14 protein-coding genes and 1 pseudogene are annotated in these 16,558 nt (G+C 48.3%); 13 read left to right on the top strand and 2 right to left on the bottom strand.

Annotated features, from left to right (window positions below):
- From hisG to A3751_RS14995, 4 genes are all read left to right on the top strand, one after another.
- Positions 1-457, top strand: a 457-nt coding sequence (hisG, locus tag A3751_RS15010) for an ATP phosphoribosyltransferase (RefSeq protein ID WP_068457586.1), incomplete at its 5' end; no start/stop codon positions are given.
- Between the two features lie 35 nt (positions 458-492).
- Positions 493-1,791 (top strand): histidinol dehydrogenase, encoded by a 1,299-nt coding sequence (gene hisD, locus A3751_RS15005; RefSeq protein ID WP_068457583.1) that lies wholly within the window; start codon positions 493-495, stop codon positions 1,789-1,791.
- Between the two features lie 91 nt (positions 1,792-1,882).
- Positions 1,883-3,001 (top strand): histidinol-phosphate transaminase, encoded by a 1,119-nt coding sequence (hisC, locus tag A3751_RS15000; RefSeq protein ID WP_068457581.1) that lies wholly within the window; start codon positions 1,883-1,885, stop codon positions 2,999-3,001.
- A gap of 68 nt (positions 3,002-3,069) precedes the next feature.
- Positions 3,070-3,828 carry a Nif3-like dinuclear metal center hexameric protein gene (locus A3751_RS14995; protein WP_068457579.1) on the top strand — a complete coding sequence of 253 codons (759 nt, stop codon included), beginning with the start codon at positions 3,070-3,072 and terminating at the stop codon, positions 3,826-3,828.
- 18 nt (positions 3,829-3,846) lie between these two features.
- Here the strand turns inward: A3751_RS14995 and A3751_RS14990 are convergent, their stop codons facing one another.
- Complete coding sequence (locus A3751_RS14990; RefSeq protein WP_068457577.1) at positions 3,847-4,347, bottom strand: YhcB family protein; 501 nt, start codon at positions 4,345-4,347, stop codon at positions 3,847-3,849.
- 188 nt (positions 4,348-4,535) lie between these two features.
- On the opposite strand from A3751_RS14990, the gene zapE reads away from it, so the two are divergent.
- Positions 4,536-5,651: a cell division protein ZapE gene (gene zapE, locus A3751_RS14985; protein WP_068457575.1), complete on the top strand. Its 1,116-nt coding sequence runs from the start codon at positions 4,536-4,538 to the stop codon at positions 5,649-5,651.
- Here zapE and A3751_RS14980 read toward each other — a convergent pair.
- Positions 5,648-6,532 carry a LysR family transcriptional regulator gene (locus A3751_RS14980; protein ID WP_068457572.1) on the bottom strand — a complete coding sequence of 295 codons (885 nt, stop codon included), beginning with the start codon at positions 6,530-6,532 and terminating at the stop codon, positions 5,648-5,650. The genes zapE and A3751_RS14980 overlap by 4 nt on opposite strands.
- A gap of 175 nt (positions 6,533-6,707) precedes the next feature.
- On the opposite strand from A3751_RS14980, the gene leuC reads away from it, so the two are divergent.
- The 8 genes and pseudogenes from leuC to A3751_RS14940 all read left to right on the top strand — a co-directional run.
- The gene (leuC, locus tag A3751_RS14975) at positions 6,708-8,129 is read left to right on the top strand and encodes a 3-isopropylmalate dehydratase large subunit (protein WP_068457569.1); all 1,422 of its coding nucleotides are present in this window, start codon (positions 6,708-6,710) and stop codon (positions 8,127-8,129) included.
- Positions 8,130-8,141: 12 nt separating this feature from the next.
- Positions 8,142-8,795 (top strand): 3-isopropylmalate dehydratase small subunit, encoded by a 654-nt coding sequence (gene leuD / locus A3751_RS14970; protein WP_068457566.1) that lies wholly within the window; start codon positions 8,142-8,144, stop codon positions 8,793-8,795.
- Positions 8,796-8,819: 24 nt separating this feature from the next.
- Entirely contained in the window at positions 8,820-9,905 is a 1,086-nt protein-coding gene (leuB, locus tag A3751_RS14965) for a 3-isopropylmalate dehydrogenase (protein WP_068457564.1), read from the top strand.
- A gap of 12 nt (positions 9,906-9,917) precedes the next feature.
- Positions 9,918-11,030 (top strand): aspartate-semialdehyde dehydrogenase, encoded by a 1,113-nt coding sequence (gene asd / locus A3751_RS14960; RefSeq protein WP_068457563.1) that lies wholly within the window; start codon positions 9,918-9,920, stop codon positions 11,028-11,030.
- A 348-nt stretch (positions 11,031-11,378) separates the two neighbouring features.
- Entirely contained in the window at positions 11,379-14,495 is a 3,117-nt protein-coding gene (locus A3751_RS14955; RefSeq protein WP_068457560.1) for a FimV/HubP family polar landmark protein, read from the top strand.
- 11 nt (positions 14,496-14,506) lie between these two features.
- On the top strand, positions 14,507-15,415 hold the full coding sequence (gene truA / locus A3751_RS14950; RefSeq protein ID WP_068457558.1) for a tRNA pseudouridine(38-40) synthase TruA: 909 nt from the start codon (positions 14,507-14,509) through the stop codon (positions 15,413-15,415).
- A 135-nt stretch (positions 15,416-15,550) separates the two neighbouring features.
- Positions 15,551-16,195: a phosphoribosylanthranilate isomerase gene (locus A3751_RS14945; protein WP_068457589.1), complete on the top strand. Its 645-nt coding sequence runs from the start codon at positions 15,551-15,553 to the stop codon at positions 16,193-16,195.
- Positions 16,176-16,558, top strand: a pseudogene (locus A3751_RS14940) (tryptophan synthase subunit beta); the annotation flags it as partial. The gene A3751_RS14945 and the pseudogene A3751_RS14940, both read left to right, overlap by 20 nt.

The following is a 16,558-nucleotide window of genomic DNA, read 5'->3' as shown; positions in this document are numbered from 1 at the left end:
TGTTCAGTATGGCGGTGCGGATATCGGTGTTACAGGTAAAGATGTGCTAATGGAGCACGGAGCTGCAGGGCTTTATGAGCCTCTTGATTTGCAGATTGCCAAGTGCAAGTTGATGACCGCGGGCAAAAAAGGCGAATCAGCGCCGTCGGGTCGAATTCGGGTAGCGACGAAGTTCGTGAACCTTGCGAAGGCTTTTTATGCGCAGCAGGGCGTTCAAGCCGACATTATTAAGCTCTACGGTGCGATGGAATTGGCTCCTATTTTGAGTTTGGCCGATGAGATTGTTGATATTGTTGATACGGGCAATACCCTGAAGGCAAATGGTCTAGAGCCTAGGGAGCATATTCACGACATAAGCACGCGACTTGTTGTCAATCGCGCTTCGATGAAAATGAAGCATGCACAAATTCAGCCTATCATTGAGCAGCTCACTGAGGCTGTGAATCGTCGCACTTAAGTGGCACGTGTTACTCGTAGTACTGGAGTTTTTTTATGTTAGATATCAAACGTTTGGATTCGAAAGATCCTGATTTCGATGCACAGTTGTCGGCATTAGTTGCATGGGACGAAACGCTTGATGAGTCTGTGCATAAAACGGTCAAGGAAATTATTGCTGCGGTGCGTGGACGCGGTGACGATGCGGTCATTGAATACACCAATCGCTTCGATGCACTTAATGCGACCAATGTGTCCGAACTTGAAGTGCCTAGAGATCAGTTGCAGCAGGCATTAGATGGGTTGCCAGACAATCAGCGCACTGCTTTGCTTGAGGCGGCGAATCGCGTACGAACTTATCACGAAAAACAGGCGCAAGGTTCTTGGGAATTTACTGAGGCTGATGGCACAAAGCTTGGCCAGCGTGTACTTCCTGTTGATAAGGCTGGCTTGTATGTTCCGGGTGGTAAGGCGGCGTATCCCTCTTCGGTATTAATGAATGCGATTCCTGCAAAGGTTGCAGGGGTTGAGGAAGTCGTGATGGTTGTGCCAACACCAAAGGGCGAGGTAAATCAACTTGTTCTTGCGGCAGCAGCTGTTTGTGAGGTAGATCGGGTGTTTACTATTGGTGGTGCGCAGGCTGTTGCCGCGCTCGCTTATGGTACAGAGACGATCCCCGGTGTCGATAAGATCGTTGGGCCTGGCAATATCTATGTTGCTACCGCTAAGAGAGAAGTGTTCGGGCAGGTCGGTATCGACATGATCGCCGGGCCGTCCGAAATCTTGGTTATTTGTGATGGTAAAACGGACCCAGACTGGATAGCGATGGATTTGTTTTCACAGGCCGAGCATGACGAGAACGCTCAGGCTATTCTGATTTCTCCAGACGCGGAGTTTCTTGAAAGGGTACAAAAGAGTATTCAGGCCTTGTTGCCGACGATGGACCGTAAAGAGATTATCGAAGTGTCAGTAGCGAATCGAGCGGCACTCATTAAGGTCGAATCCCTTGAAGAGGCGGCAATGGTAAGCGATCGAATTGCTCCTGAGCACCTCGAGCTGTCTGTGGAAGATCCCGAAGCCTTGCTGGAGCATGTTAAGCATGCTGGCGCGATCTTTATGGGGCGCTATACCGCCGAGGCATTGGGGGATTATTGTGCAGGGCCTAACCATGTGCTTCCAACTTCTGGCACAGCTCGTTTTTCTTCGCCGCTTGGTGTTTATGATTTTCAGAAGCGGTCATCAATTATTTATTTCTCTGAAGATGGTGCGAGCGAGCAGGGTAAGGTTGCTTCGGTTTTGGCCCGCGGAGAGGGCTTGAGTGCGCACGCCCGGTCGGCAGAGTATCGCATCAAGTAGATGTTAACGATGCCGCATTGGCTCGAATAAAAATAGGTGTGTCGAAGCGTTTTACTTCGGCACCTTGAGTTATAAAATCTTTAGGTGTTCTATGGCAAGCACTCTCTCGTTTAATGCAGATGCTCTCGCAGAATCTTTGGTTCGCGAGGAGATTAAAGCAATGCATTCTTATCATGTGCCGGACTCTTCCGGTTTTCTCAAGCTCGATGCAATGGAAAATCCAAACCCATGGCCTGGAACCTTGGAGCAAGAATGGCTAGAGAAAATGAAACGGGTCGATGTTAATCGTTATCCCGATCCTTCTTGTAAAGAGCTCAAGGCTGGAATTCGCGCATTGCTTAATTTGGATGCGCTTGAAGCGTCGTCGGATGCTGAGTTTGAAATTCTACTTGGTAACGGTTCTGATGAGATTATCCAGATTCTAGCGATGGCGCTTAGCTCGCAGGACAGAGGTATCCTTGGAGTAGAGCCTAGTTTTGTGATGTACCGGATGATTGCCAATTTTGTTGGAGTAAAGTATCACTCTGTCGACCTACAAGATGATTTTAGCCTCAACTTGCCAGAAACGCTTGCAGCCATTCAAGAGCATAATCCGGCGCTTGTTTTTTTGGCTGTGCCCAACAACCCAACAGGGAATGTGTTTGCAGAAAGCGATATTGAAAAGATTGTCGAGGCGTCTCAAGGGCTTGTAGTACTTGATGAAGCATACATGGCGTTTACTGATAGTGACTTGCTCGCATTTCTTGCTAGATACCCGAACGTTGTCGTGATGCGTACTTTTTCCAAGGTCGGATTGGCGGGTTTGAGGCTTGGTTTTTTGATTGGCGCTCAAGCCTGGGTCTCGCAGTTCGAAAAGCTTCGTTTACCTTACAACATTAATGTGTTGACGCAGGCTAGTGCGGCCTTGGCGATTGAGCATTACGGTATGCTCACTGCGCAATGCGACGGGTTGAAAGAGGCTAGAAGCGAGCTGTTTAAGCAGCTTTCAGCGATAGATGATATTGAGGTCTTCGATAGCGAGGCGAATTTCGTCTTGGTGCGCTGCTTAAAGTCTCAAGCTCGTGAGGTTTTTGAAGCTATGAAGGTTGAGGGTGTGCTGATCAAATGCTTGGATGGCGCTCATCCTCTCTTGGAGAATTGCCTGCGTTTGACTGTGGGTTCTCCGCAGCAGAATAGAGAGATGGTCGACGCCTTGCAGCGCGTGCTGTAAGAGGGGATTGTCTCGGTTATGTCCCGGTTTTATATTCGCTTGATTTTAATACTTTGGGGAGTATTGCAATGATTGGTCGCGTTCATCTTGAGGAGTATCTAGCGGAGTTACTCAGCATTGCAAGCATAAAAGACTACTGCCCCAATGGTTTGCAGGTCGAAGGGCGTTCCGACATTCGCAGGGTGCTTGGTGGCGTCACTGCATCGCAAGCACTGATAGAGCGGGCTATTGATGAGCGGGCTGATGCGGTGCTCGTGCATCATGGCTACTTTTGGAAAGGCGAGCGAGAATCCATTACAGGTATTAAGAAGCAGCGTATCAAAGCGTTGTTGGATCACAATATAAATCTCTTTGCTTACCATCTGCCGCTCGATATCCATCCCTCCCTTGGGAATAATGCACGACTTGGTGAATTGCTTGGCTTTAATGTGACAGGCGGGCTAGAGCCCAACAATCCACAAAGCATCGGCTTGGTGGGTGGCCTAAGTGTGCCTATGAGCGCGGAAACCGTTCGGCGTCATATCAGTGAAATTCTGGGTCGGGATGCGTTGATGATCGGTGATGAGGACAAGCAGCTTAAGACCATTGCGTGGTGCACGGGTGGTGCGCAAAGTATGATTGAGAAAGCTGTGGATCTTGGAGTGGATGCCTATATAAGCGGCGAGATTTCGGAGCCAACTGTTCACATAGCGCGAGAAACAGGTGTCGTTTATTTTTCTGCAGGCCATCATGCGACCGAGCGTTATGGCGTCAAGGCGCTGGGCGAGCATTTGGCCAGCCAGTTTGACATCGAGTTTGTTTTTGCAGATATCGATAACCCGGTTTGACGTGCCGTCTCTATAGAATTACTTCTGTTTGTATTCTTGTTCTAACTGTTCATCAAAATCTTTGAGTTTTTTACCCTCGAAACCAAATCCCTCTGAGAGTGTACCGCCTTCTTCAGGCACGTCTTTGGGCGCGTAATCCATTGGTGGGGTTAGGTCGCTATCAGGGATTTCAATGGTGTGGCCTCGATGGCTTGGATTTGCCTGAGTATTGAAGTTGAGCGTTAGAAGCTCTTCGACATCGCCTCCCTCACAAAGCTTACGCGCTCCGCTAGCGAGTTGTTCGTTCACTTCTCGATATGTTTTGTTGAGTGTTTGAACTTTGCGGGCGGTATCCATGAAATGAGACGTGACGTCCGCTTGATAGCGAGTGAATCGATCTTCAGTTTCAGTCAGTTTTTGCTGTAGTCGCGTTACTCTTCTTGCATCGTTAGCGGTTTTCTTCTGCAGAAGAATGCCCACCGCGATACCCAATACAAATAAGCCAAATGCGGCAATAAGCTGAATAGTTGTATCTGTCACGCGAACTCCATGGTGATTTTCTTTTCAGCAGACGATACTAAAACCCTTTGACTGCTAAGACAATAGAAGAAGCTCTCATCAGAACAGACGGCAGAATTATTGGCCTTTCTTGTCGGTTCACGGCAAAATATGCGCCGCTCGAAAACGGGCTTCAACAATTGCTTTATTCAGCTAGCAGGTTAAGTGTTATGTCGACTCTTCCATTGTCACCTCTTCAGCGCTATTTGCGCGACTTAGAAAAAGAAGGATTCGTTGAAGATGCTGCGCAGAGAATGGCTGTCGAAAAACTTCAACAACTATACGAGGCTTTAATCGCCGACGAAGCGATGCGTGCGAAACAGGCGTCGAGTTGGTTCAGTAAGTTTCGAAGTAAAAAGCTTGAGCCGGTGAAGGGCTTGTATTTTTGGGGCGGTGTAGGACGTGGTAAAACGTATCTTATGGATAACTTTTATGAGAGCTTGCCGTTTGAGAGAAAGCTTCGAATTCACTTTCATCGCTTTATGCAGCGTGTTCACTCAGAGCTAAAGACGTTGACCGATCAATCTAACCCTTTACTGGTTGTTGCGGATCGGCTCGCTGTCGAAACGCGAATCATCTGTTTTGATGAGTTTTTTGTTTCCGACATTGGTGATGCAATGATTCTTGCGGGTTTGATGGAGGCATTATTTGAGCGTGGTGTTAGCTTGGTTTGTACTTCAAATATTGTTCCTGACGGCCTGTATAAAGATGGGCTGCAGCGAGCGCGCTTTTTGCCAGCAATCGCTCTGGTGAACAAGCATACCGAGGTCGTCAACGTGGATGGCGGAACAGATTATCGTCTCCGTACTTTACAACAGGCGGAGCTCTACCATCATCCCCTCGACGAGCAAGCTATTCGTAACTTGGAAAAGTATTTTACACAGCTGGCTGTAGAGGCGGGAAGTAGCAAAGGGCTAGAGCTCAGCGTTAATGGTCGCAAGTTAAAGGCAGAGCGGCATGCAGATGATATTGTCTGGTTTGATTTTAAAGAACTCTGTGACGGTCCGCGTAGTCAAAATGACTATATCGAGTTGGCTCGTGAGTTTCACGCCGTCATCCTGAGCAATGTTCCTAGTATGGGATCAGAAAACGACGATCAGGCTCGGCGCTTCATCAATTTGATCGATGAGTTTTATGATCGCAACGTTAAGCTCATCGTTTCGGCTGAAACGGCGATTCATGAGTTGTATAGCGGGGGGCGATTAAATTTTGAGTTTGAACGAACTGAGAGTCGTTTGCTAGAAATGCAAAGTGAAGAATATCTGGCATCTGAACACCGCGCTTAGCGCGGGTGTTTTTCCCAAAACTGGTTGGCTGTTGCGATAAACGCCATTGCCGCTTTACCGAGTCGCTTTTTATTGTAGCTTACCGCGCCTAGCTGGCGCTTGATTACTGGATCGGCGACCGGAAGTACATACAAATCCTCATCAATCATTGTATTCGGCAGAACGGACCAGCCCATTCCTACGCTGGCCATCATTTTCATTGTTTCTAGATAGTTCGTTGGAATATTCGCGTTCAAAGATAGGCTGTGTTGCTCAAATACCTTGGCGACGATTCGGTACGTCAAGGTCGATTGTGATGGCAGGATTGCATTGTGTTGTGAAAGTTCTTCTGGCCCAATGCGCTTAAGAGTCGTTAGATTGTGGTCTTTGCCACAGACAAAGCTCATTGGGTCTTGCCAAATCAAATGGGTTGTAAAGTCATCGCGTACTTTTTTTGGGATGGTAATAAAGGCGAGGTCGGCGGTGTTTTCCTGAAGTAGGCTGTACGCACTTTCTGAATCCAGAAAATTGAGTTGAAGGTCAACCGCAGGATAAGAGCTTGCAAACTCCCGTAAGATTAATGGTAAGCGGTGCAGACCGATGTGGTGGCTCGCAACGATACGAAGCTTACCTGAAACCTCTCCGCTCTCATCTTTCACGGCCTGTTTGGCGTTGTCGTACTCATGCAGAATATTTAAGGCGTGGGGCAGCAGGGCTTCACCGCTTTGAGTAAGACGAATCTCTCTTTGCAGGCGCTCGAAGAGTTTGGTGTCTAACCTGCTTTCCAGATTCTGAATCCTTTTGGTGACGGCCGGTTGAGTAATGTGCAATGTCTCGGCCGCTCTGGAGAAAGAGCCTTCGTTCAGCACGGTAATAAATGCCATTAATGATTCGATATCCATATGTTTGTCACCTTGTTGAGTATTCCATATTGGAATTGTATCAATAAAAAATATGAATTTGTTTTATTTGTGTGCTCTGATTAAGATTTGCGCTATTGGTGGCATGGTGATGGCTTTCTATGTTGGATGGCGACGACTTTGCCGATTGCGGTGTTTAGCTTGAGTGTTGTTATTTATGAATAGAAAAACGCTATACGACAAATTGTGGGATGCGCATGTAGTTGCTGAGCGGGATGATGGATCTGCCTTGATTTATATTGATCGGCAGTTGTTGCACGAAGTGACCTCGCCGCAAGCGTTTGAGGGCTTACGAATTGCTGGTCGTGCTCCTTGGAGAATAGATGCGAATTTGGCAACGCCGGATCATAACGTCCCTACAACGGAGCGAAGTTCCGGTGTGCAAGGCATTGAAGATCCTGTGTCGCGTATTCAAGTTCAGACCTTGGACGACAATTGCGACGAATTCGGTATTGTTGAATTCAAGATGGCGGATCAGCGCCAAGGCATTGTTCACGTTATTGGCCCGGAGCAGGGTGCGACCTTACCGGGTATGACCGTAGTTTGTGGTGATTCGCACACCTCTACGCACGGTGCCTTCGGTGCGTTAGCGCATGGTATTGGGACATCAGAAGTTGAGCACGTGCTTGCAACACAAACACTTGTTCAAAAGAAAATGAAGAATATGCTTGTGCGTGTCAACGGCAAAGTCGGGCCCGGTATTACTGGAAAAGACATTATTCTTGCGATTATCGGTGAGATCGGTACGGCTGGTGGCACGGGCTATGCGATTGAATTTGCCGGTGAAGGTATTAGTGATCTGAGCATGGAAGGTCGTATGACGGTTTGCAATATGGCGATCGAAGCAGGCGCCCGCGCAGGCATGATCGCTGTTGACCAAACCACGATCGATTATGTGAAGGGCCGACCATACGCACCAAAAGGAGATATGTGGGAGCGCGCAGTAGAGGCGTGGTCTGATTTGCATAGTGATGAAGGCGCCCAGTTCGACAAGGTGGTAGAGCTTGACGGTGCTAGTATCCAGCCTCAGGTCACTTGGGGTACTTCGCCAGAGATGGTTTTGCCTGTAAGTGAGAATGTGCCAAACCCAGAAAACGCAGCGGATAGTGTAAAGAAGGAAGGTATCACTCGAGCCCTTCAGTACATGGGGTTGAGTGCAGATATGCCGATCACAGATATAAAGCTCGATCGAGTCTTTATTGGCTCTTGTACGAACTCACGTATTGAGGATTTGAGAGCCGCGGCTGAGGTCGTTAAAGGACGAAAAGTCGCCTCGAGCTTGAAACAGGCTTTAGTAGTACCGGGCTCTGGTCTGGTCAAAGCGCAAGCTGAAGAGGAGGGCTTGGATAAGGTTTTTGTGGAGGCGGGTCTCGAGTGGCGTGAGCCGGGTTGTTCAATGTGTCTGGCTATGAATGCCGACAAGCTTGGCCAAGGAGAGCATTGCGCCTCTACTTCAAATCGCAATTTCGAAGGGCGACAAGGCTTTGGTGGGCGAACGCATCTGGTAAGCCCTGCCATGGCGGCTGCAGCTGCGATTGCCGGAAAGTTTGTTGATGTTCGCGAATTCGTAAAGTCTTAAGGAGGCCTGATTATGCGTAAATTTACTAAGATGACAGGTGTGGTTGCTCCTTTAGATCGAGCAAATGTCGACACTGATATGATTATTCCAAAGCAGTTTTTGAAATCAATCAAGCGCACTGGCTTTGGCAAGAACCTGTTCGATGAGTTGCGTTATTTAGACGAGGGCAAGCCGGATCAAAGCTGCGAAGGTCGTCCTGTTAATGAATCGTTTGTTCTTAACCAGTCTCGTTACCAAGGAGCGAGTATTATGCTCGCTCGACAGAACTTTGGGTGTGGCTCGTCTCGAGAGCATGCGCCTTGGGCGCTAGATGATTATGGTTTCCGCGCAATCATTGCGCCGAGCTTTGCTGACATCTTTTTTAACAACTGTTTCAAAAACGGTTTGCTTCCGATTGTATTAAGTGAGGAGCAAGTAGATCAGCTGTTTTCTGAGGTAGAAGCGAACGAAGGTTATACGCTTGATGTGGACTTAGACCAGCAAACTGTAACGACGCCCTCTGGCGCTTCATTCGCTTTCGATGTAGATGCGTTTCGAAAGCATTGCTTGCTAAATGGCTTAGACGATATTGGTGTAACGCTCGAGAGCGAAGCGCAAATCAAAGCGTATGAAGAGCGTCGAAGACAAGAAACTCCGTGGTTATTTGATGCCATTCAAGGTGTGTAAAAAGAATTTTTAGGAAAGCTGTATATGTCAAAGAAAGTATTATTGTTGCCGGGTGACGGTATCGGTCCTGAAATTGTCGCGGAAGCTGAGCGCGTTCTCGACCTTGTGAATAAAAAGTTAGGGCTCGGTCTGGAAACTGATCATGCCTTAGTTGGTGGCTCCGCTATTGATGCAGATGGCGTACCTTTGCCGGACTCCACGCTCCAAAAAGCCAAGCAGGCCGATGCGATTCTTCTCGGTGCAGTAGGCGGGCCGAAGTGGGACCAGCTCGATATGGCAATTCGTCCGGAGAAAGGTTTATTGGGATTGCGTTCAAACCTGGAGCTTTTTGGTAATTTGCGTCCAGCGATTTTGTACCCACAGCTTGCGAGTGCATCGACCTTGAAGCCAGAAGTGGTATCTGGTTTAGATATCTTAATTGTTCGGGAGCTAACCGGCGGAATTTACTTTGGTCAACCTCGCGGCGTTCGGACTTTAGAAAATGGAGAGCGCCAGGGTTTCAATACTTATGTGTATGCCGAGAGTGAAATTAAGCGTATTGCGAAAGTTGCATTCGAGGCGGCTCAGAAGCGTAACGGTAAACTTTGCTCTGTCGATAAAGCCAACGTGCTTGAAGTAACGGTACTTTGGCGCGAAATTCTTGATGGCATGGCAAAAGACTATCCGGACGTTGAGTTAAGCCATATGTATGTCGATAACGCGGCGATGCAGCTTGTTCGCGCTCCTAAGCAGTTTGATGTAATGGTGACTGGCAATATGTTCGGTGACATCCTTTCTGATGCTGCAGCGATGCTGACAGGCTCTATCGGAATGCTTCCATCTGCGTCACTAGACGAGAACAATAAGGGTATGTACGAGCCTTGCCATGGTTCTGCGCCAGATATTGCAGGACAGGGCATAGCTAACCCTCTAGCAACCATTTTATCTGTCGCGATGATGCTTCGGTATAGCTTGAGTGAAAATAAAGCGGCAGATCTGATTGAAGATGCTGTAAGTAAAGTCCTCGATCAAGGACTTCGTACAGCTGATATCTTCTCAGAGGGTACTACAAAGGTTTCCACCAAAGAGATGGGTGACGCGGTCGTTGCTGCCTTAGAATCACTGGTATAGAAGGTTTTAATAATGAAAAAGCTTGGAATGATCGGCTGGCGCGGAATGGTCGGCTCGGTTTTGATGCAACGTATGCGCGAAGAGAAGGATTTTTCACTCGTTGAGCCGGTGTTTTTTACTACATCGCAAGCAGGGTCTCCAGCCCCTGATGTTGGGCAAGGGGTATCAATGCTTCTAGATGCGCATGATATCAGTGCGCTCGCAGAGATGGATGTCATCATTACGTGTCAGGGCGGTGACTTTACTAAAGCGGTTTACCCTAAATTGCGCGAAAGTGGCTGGAACGGTTTTTGGATTGACGCAGCCTCGGCTCTTCGAATGGAAGACAATGCGGTTATTGTGCTCGATCCTGTAAATCGCCATGTAATTGATGACGCGTTAGCCAACGGTGTGAAAGACTTCATTGGCGGCAATTGCACCGTAAGTTTGATGCTCTTGGCGTTAGGCGGATTATTTGCTGAAGATCTTGTTGAGTGGGTTTCACCAATGACCTATCAAGCGGCCTCTGGCTCTGGTGCAAAGCATATGCGAGAGCTCATTTCTCAAATGGGAGAAATCAAGAGTGCAGTGTCTGATTTGCTTGACGATCCCGCCTCAGCGATTCTTGAAATTGACAAGAAGGTCGCTGAAACAATGCGCTCCGATGGGATATCCACCGACCAATTTGGTGTTCCGTTAGCGGGCTCTTTGATTCCCTACATCGATACACAGCTTCCCTCCGGACAAAGTAGAGAGGAGTGGAAGGCGGGAGCGGAGACAAATAAGATTCTTGCGAGAGGCGATCAGCCAGTCCCAATCGATGGTTTGTGTGTCCGAGTTGGCGCAATGAGGTGTCACAGCCAGGCGCTCACCATTAAGCTTAAAAAAGACTTGAGTGTTGCGAAAGTTGAGGAAAAGCTTGCCGCAGCGAATGATTGGGTGAAGGTGATTCCGGATGATCGTGAGGCTTCTATTTCGGAACTGAGTCCGACGAAGGTCACCGGCACCTTAAGTATCCCTGTTGGCCGTATCCGAAAGCTAGCTATGGGCCCAGAATACATCTCTGCGTTCACGGTAGGCGACCAGCTACTTTGGGGGGCTGCTGAGCCGTTGCGCAGAATGTTACGAATAGTTTTAGAAGCTTAAGAGTCTCAAAAATGTGCCGATAACATTCGTGCACAGATCGTAAAGCCCATCTGTGAGAGCCGATGGGCTTTTTTGTTTCCGCGGCTTGGGATGCGACAGATGTTGCATTCGCGACTATTGTTAGTAGTCAGCATAGAAAGTTTGGTTGATAAATCCCAAGTCATCACCGATACTTACTAAAATGTAAAATTGTATTTTTCTCAATAAAAGCAAGCGGCTGTGTGCGTTTTTTAAACTGTTTTGTAGCTGTGCTGGTGTGGTCGCTGACTCGGAGTCTTTGCTCAGGCAATAGCTGTACCCGATTTTCTGCACTATTGAGGTTGAATTCTTAATTAAGGGATACGCGTAATGATTCGCAAGCTTGCAATTGCATTAACTCTGGTCTCGGCAGGATTTGTCGGCCATGTTCAGGCGCTTGGACTTGGTGGTGCAAAAGTTAACTCGAACTTAAATCAACCGCTTGTTGCCGAGATTGACTTGGTAAACACAGGTGGTTTGAGCGATGCTGAAATCTTGCCGGGGCTTGCTACTCGGGAAGAGTTTTTGAAAGCGGGTATTGATCGCGTATATTTCCTCTCAGACATTCGGTTTGAGGTGAAGCCCGGTAAAGATGGCGAACCTAAAATTGTTTTGACGACGCGAAAGCCAGTTAGGGAACCATTTCTAAATTTCTTGGTAGAGGTCATTTGGCCAAGCGGTCGATTATTGCGTGAATATGCTCTTCTTATTGATCCTCCAGTCTTTGCTGAGGATAAGCCGATTGCTGCAACGCCGGCTCCTGTTCAGTCCGTTTCGAGTACTCCCTCAACTTCACCTGTCCAGTCTTCCCCGGTAACGCGAGCTACCGGTGACAATGTCGCTGTGAAATCAAGTGTTGCTCCGCAAGCGGGAGCCTTGGCGGGTAACGAGTCTTATGGTCCGACCAAGAAGACGGACACACTGTGGGAAATCGCAACGAAAACACGACCAGATAAAACGGTGAGCCCTCAGCAAGTTATGCTTGCCATTCAGGATCTGAACCCTGATGCATTTATTGATAACAACATTAATAAGTTGAAGGCTGGGCAAATTCTTCGTCTGCCAACAAAAGAACAGGTTCAATCGCGCACGACTTACCAAGCAATTAATGCGGTCATTGAGCAAAATGCGGCATTGCGCAAGCCGAAAACGAAAACACCGACCTCTTCAGCTTCTAAGCCCACCACGCCAGCACCCAAGAAAAAGGCAACTTCAGGAGATGAGCTGAAGCTTGTTGTACCAGAGAAAGACTCGAAAGCGTCGGACGCAGCTAGTTCTGATCCGAATGGGAGTGCGGCAAGCGGCACATCAAGCTCTGAAGACTTGTCTCTCACCCTTGAGCAGCTCGATAAAGCGAAGCTGGAGAACGAAGAGTTGTCCGGGAAAGTGGGTGATTTAGAGGATCAACTGGAGACACTGCAACGAATTCTTACGCTTAAAAATGATCAGCTAGCGAACTTGCAGGCACAAATGCGCGCTGCGGAGCTGGAAGAGGCAGAGTCGCTAGATCAGGATGGATCGCCAGTAGAACAAACGGGTGTCGAAGATCAGTCAGAGCTTGCTGAAGGGCTCGGTGGATCTTTGGCAGGAGATGCGGCCAATGACTCGGGCGAGCAGTTGACCGAGGTTGTCGTATCGGAGACGGTAACCGATACCAAGCTGGTTGATGCGAACGGCGATGTCGTCGCTGAGCAGATCGTTGTTGAAGAGGCTGTGGTTGAGAAGCCGGTTGTTGTAGAGCCCAAGACGCAAGAGAAGCCGGTTCAAGATCAAATACTGGAACAGATCTTATCGAATCCTATCTATCAGGCTGTTGTGGCTGGTGGTCTGATTCTGTTGCTTGTCTTGCTTTGGATGGTTTCGAAGTCAAGAGCCAAGCAAGAAGTGGTTGAGGATGACTATGATTACGAAGAAGCGTCTGTAGAAGCGGGAGACGCAGAGCCTCACGAAGAGGAGATGGCAGCGGATCAGGTTGAAGAGCCTGAACTGGCTGAAGATGAGAAGAGCTCATCAGAGGAAGGTCAAGAGGACGTTATCGCTGAGGCGGATGTCTACATCGCTTATGGTCGTCTTGATCAAGCAGCGACGATTTTGGAGCAAGGGATATCGGCTGATCCAGTTCGTGTCGACTATCGACTTAAGTTACTCGAAGTCTACCGAGATTCGTTACAAGAAGAGGCGTTCGGGAAGCAGATTAGCGAGCTTGAGGCGATTCAGGATCAAAGCGCTTTAGCGCGCGCTGAGGAAATTAGAGCAGAGCTTGAAGAGAGAATACGAGACCAGGCGGCCTCTTCTTCTCAAGAAGCCGACATTGATCACTTACTTGATGAAGACGAAGAGCAGGCGTTGTTGGGCGGTGATGACAATAACTTTGATTTTGATACTGTCGATGCGTCCAAAGATGAAGACGACGTTGAAGTGGTTACGGACATCGCGTCTGAAGACTCGGTTGATGAGCTAGAAAGTTACGCTGAAGAAGCGCTAGATGAAGTTGGTGATGAAGTAGATTTTGAATCTGATGACTTAGATGTTGATTTGGATATTCCTCTGGATTTAGAAGATGCCTCAACTTCAGTTAGCAATGAGTTGGAAGATGATCCGGGTATCGATTTTGAATCTGTTGATTTGAGCCCTAGTAACGACGATGAGATCGAAGATGCAGTTGTTTCAGATGAAGAACGAGCTGATCTCGAGCTTGATGATGCCTTAAATCTTGATGATTCGGACCTTGATAGTGAAACCGAAATTGAACTCGATTTAAGTGAAGAGTTGGACTTGGCGGAAGATGATCTGTCGTCGCTAGAGCTGGAAGACGAAAATCAGAATGTGGACTCTGAAGAAGCCATTGAAGATGTGCACGTTGATGATCTATCGCTTGAGCTGGATGAAGAGGTAGATCTGGATGGCGATGCTTCGGATGAGCTTTCAGACGCTGAGGTCGAAGACCTTGCTCTTGATGCCGATGATCTTGGCGAGCTCGAGGTGGAGCTGGAAGAGGATGGCGAATCTGACGGTGTGCTTACAGAGGATGAAGCGCTGAGCTTAGAACTTTCGGACGACTTGAATGAAGATCTAGACTCCGAAGTGCTATCAGACTCTCAGGTTGATGACGGCGGATCGGATGCGGATGATTTACTGTTGGATTTGGATGAAGAGCCCGCTGAGTCAGATCCTGCAGATGCTTTAGAGATCACTGATGAAACGCTGGATGAGGCAGCCGCTGCACTCGGCGATGCTGATGATTTTGAACCAGAGCTTAGTGAAGATGAAGATTTTGACTTCCTTGAGGGAACCGATGAGGCATCCACTAAACTTGATCTGGCTCGAGCCTATATCGATATGGGTGACACAGAAGGCGCAAAAGAGATTTTGCTTGAGGTTGAGGGTGAAGGCTCTGCGGAGCAGCAGAAGCAAGCTCGTGAGCTAATCGATTCTATAGGTGGCTAGGCTTCCCGTTGATGAGTAGTTCTTTAAATAGTGGTTCGGCCGGTAACAGAGATGTTACCGGCCGAGTTGCGTTATGTGTGTCCTATAAAGGCACCCGCTATTTTGGCTGGCAGTCACAGTCTTCCGGATTGCCAACAGTGCAGGATGAGGTGCAGTCTGCCATCAGCCGCGTAGCAAACCATTCTGTTGAGGTTGTGTGCGCTGGCAGGACTGATAAAGCCGTGCATGCTAGCTACCAAATTGTGCATTTTGATACATCTGCGATTCGTAGCGAGCGCGCCTGGGTGTTTGGATGCAATGCGAATCTGCCTCCCGATATTTCTGTTACATGGGCGAGGTCTGTTTCTTCAGACTTTCACGCGCGTTTTTCGGCTTTTAGCCGGAGATACAATTATTTTATCTACAACCATCCAGTAAGGCCTGCTCACTTTCATGAGGAGATGACGTGGTGTCATTTTCAGTTGGATGAGAGAGCGATGCATGAGGCAGCGCAATCTTTGGTAGGAGAGCATGACTTTACCTCTTTTCGGGCGGTTGGCTGTCAAAGCCGATCGCCTTTTAGAAATATTGAGGCGATAAGCGTACGTCGTTTCTCAAACATGCTGGTGCTGGATATTAAGGGCAATGCGTTTTTACATCACATGGTTCGAAATATTGCAGGTGTTTTGATGGCTATTGGCAGCGGAAATAAGCCGGTGAGATGGTGCAAGGAGGTTTTGAAAGCGCGTGATCGCACTCAGGCTGATGTTACGGCGCCGCCGTATGGTTTGTATCTTACGGATGTTTCTTATCCGAACGCATTCGCTTTGCCTCTGTCTCAAGGGGCGCCAGCCTTCGCCCAAGCGATGCAGCTCCAGGAGCCGTGTTCGTTCGTTCCGGACGAGGAAATGTGGAGTATTTCGCGTCTTCCTCGCGAGTAAATCCCTGTTACTATCTTCTGTAATGCGCTTTGAAGTTGTATACTTTGCTGTCTGTCGCTGGTTTTGTTGCAGCCAAACTGGCGCTCTTTCAATGCGGTATTTCTGATAACCCCTCAGTCGAAATATTTAATCTTCATGGCAAGTCAAACGCACATTGTTCGATCCAAGATTTGTGGTATCACAAGGCCGGAAGATGCGTTGCTCGCTGTGCGGCTAGGCGTAGATGCAATAGGCCTCGTTTTCTATGAGCCCAGTCCCAGATCTGTGAGTATCGCGCAAGCGCAGTCAGTTTGTAGGGCCTTGCCTCCCTTTGTTAGTGTCGTCGCATTATTCGTCAACCCGGACAGAGAGTATGTAAATGAAGTGATCGACTCCGTCCCGATTACGTTGCTCCAATTTCACGGTGACGAGACCAGTGCGTTTTGTGAGAGTTTTTCTAGGCCTTACATCAAAGCGATTCGGGTGCGTGGTAGCGAGTGTTTTTCGAAAGCGGAGAGAGAGTTTGCGTCGGCACAGGGCATTCTTGCAGATACATACAAGGCTGGCGTGCAAGGCGGAACAGGGGAGTCATTTGATTGGTCTCTTTTGCCAGCGGAAAGAAATAAGGCGCTTATTCTCGCAGGCGGTCTGAATCCTCTTAACGTGCGTAATGCTATAGCTGACGTGAGTCCTTTCGCTGTAGACGTGAGTGGCGGTGTAGAGGAATCGAAGGGTGTGAAATCACCCTCATTAATTGAAAATTTTTTACGAGAGGTGTCCCGTGGAAACGGAAGCGAATAAGAAGTTTACCGAACAGTTTTTGAGCACCCTGCCAAGTAACACAGGGCATTTTGGCCCTTATGGTGGGCGTTTCGTTTCCGAAACCTTGATGTCTGCTCTAACCGATCTAGAAGCGAAATATCGCGAGTTAAAAAACGATCCTGAGTTTGTCAAAGAGTTTGATCGTGATTTGGCTGACTATGTTGGTCGGCCATCGCCTTTATACTTTGCGGAACGTTTAACGAAAGAGGTTGGTGGCGCGAGGATTTATCTCAAACGAGAGGATCTTAATCACACCGGGGCGCACAAAGTAAACAACACGATTGGGCAGGCCTTGTTGGCAAAATATATCGGTAAGCCCCGTGTTATTGCTGAAACAGGAGC

The sequence above is a fragment of the Oleiphilus sp. HI0080 genome, assembly GCF_001635135.1.
The sequence above is the reverse complement of the archived record's forward strand: the minus strand, read 5'-3'. Positions and strand labels throughout refer to the sequence as shown.

What these genes read in the sequence shown, in the direction of transcription:
- hisD (WP_068457583.1), top strand. Translation starts at nt 493, where the DNA reads ATGTTAGATATCAAACGTTTGGATTCGAAAGATCCTGATTTCGATGCA.
- hisC (WP_068457581.1), top strand. Translation starts at nt 1,883, where the DNA reads ATGGCAAGCACTCTCTCGTTTAATGCAGATGCTCTCGCAGAATCTTTG.
- A3751_RS14995 (WP_068457579.1), top strand. Translation starts at nt 3,070, where the DNA reads ATGATTGGTCGCGTTCATCTTGAGGAGTATCTAGCGGAGTTACTCAGC.
- zapE (WP_068457575.1), top strand. Translation starts at nt 4,536, where the DNA reads ATGTCGACTCTTCCATTGTCACCTCTTCAGCGCTATTTGCGCGACTTA.
- A3751_RS14980 (WP_068457572.1), bottom strand. Translation starts at nt 6,532, where the DNA reads ATGGATATCGAATCATTAATGGCATTTATTACCGTGCTGAACGAAGGC.
- leuC (WP_068457569.1), top strand. Translation starts at nt 6,708, where the DNA reads ATGAATAGAAAAACGCTATACGACAAATTGTGGGATGCGCATGTAGTT.
- leuD (WP_068457566.1), top strand. Translation starts at nt 8,142, where the DNA reads ATGCGTAAATTTACTAAGATGACAGGTGTGGTTGCTCCTTTAGATCGA.
- leuB (WP_068457564.1), top strand. Translation starts at nt 8,820, where the DNA reads ATGTCAAAGAAAGTATTATTGTTGCCGGGTGACGGTATCGGTCCTGAA.
- asd (WP_068457563.1), top strand. Translation starts at nt 9,918, where the DNA reads ATGAAAAAGCTTGGAATGATCGGCTGGCGCGGAATGGTCGGCTCGGTT.
- A3751_RS14955 (WP_068457560.1), top strand. Translation starts at nt 11,379, where the DNA reads ATGATTCGCAAGCTTGCAATTGCATTAACTCTGGTCTCGGCAGGATTT.
- truA (WP_068457558.1), top strand. Translation starts at nt 14,507, where the DNA reads ATGAGTAGTTCTTTAAATAGTGGTTCGGCCGGTAACAGAGATGTTACC.
- A3751_RS14945 (WP_068457589.1), top strand. Translation starts at nt 15,551, where the DNA reads ATGGCAAGTCAAACGCACATTGTTCGATCCAAGATTTGTGGTATCACA.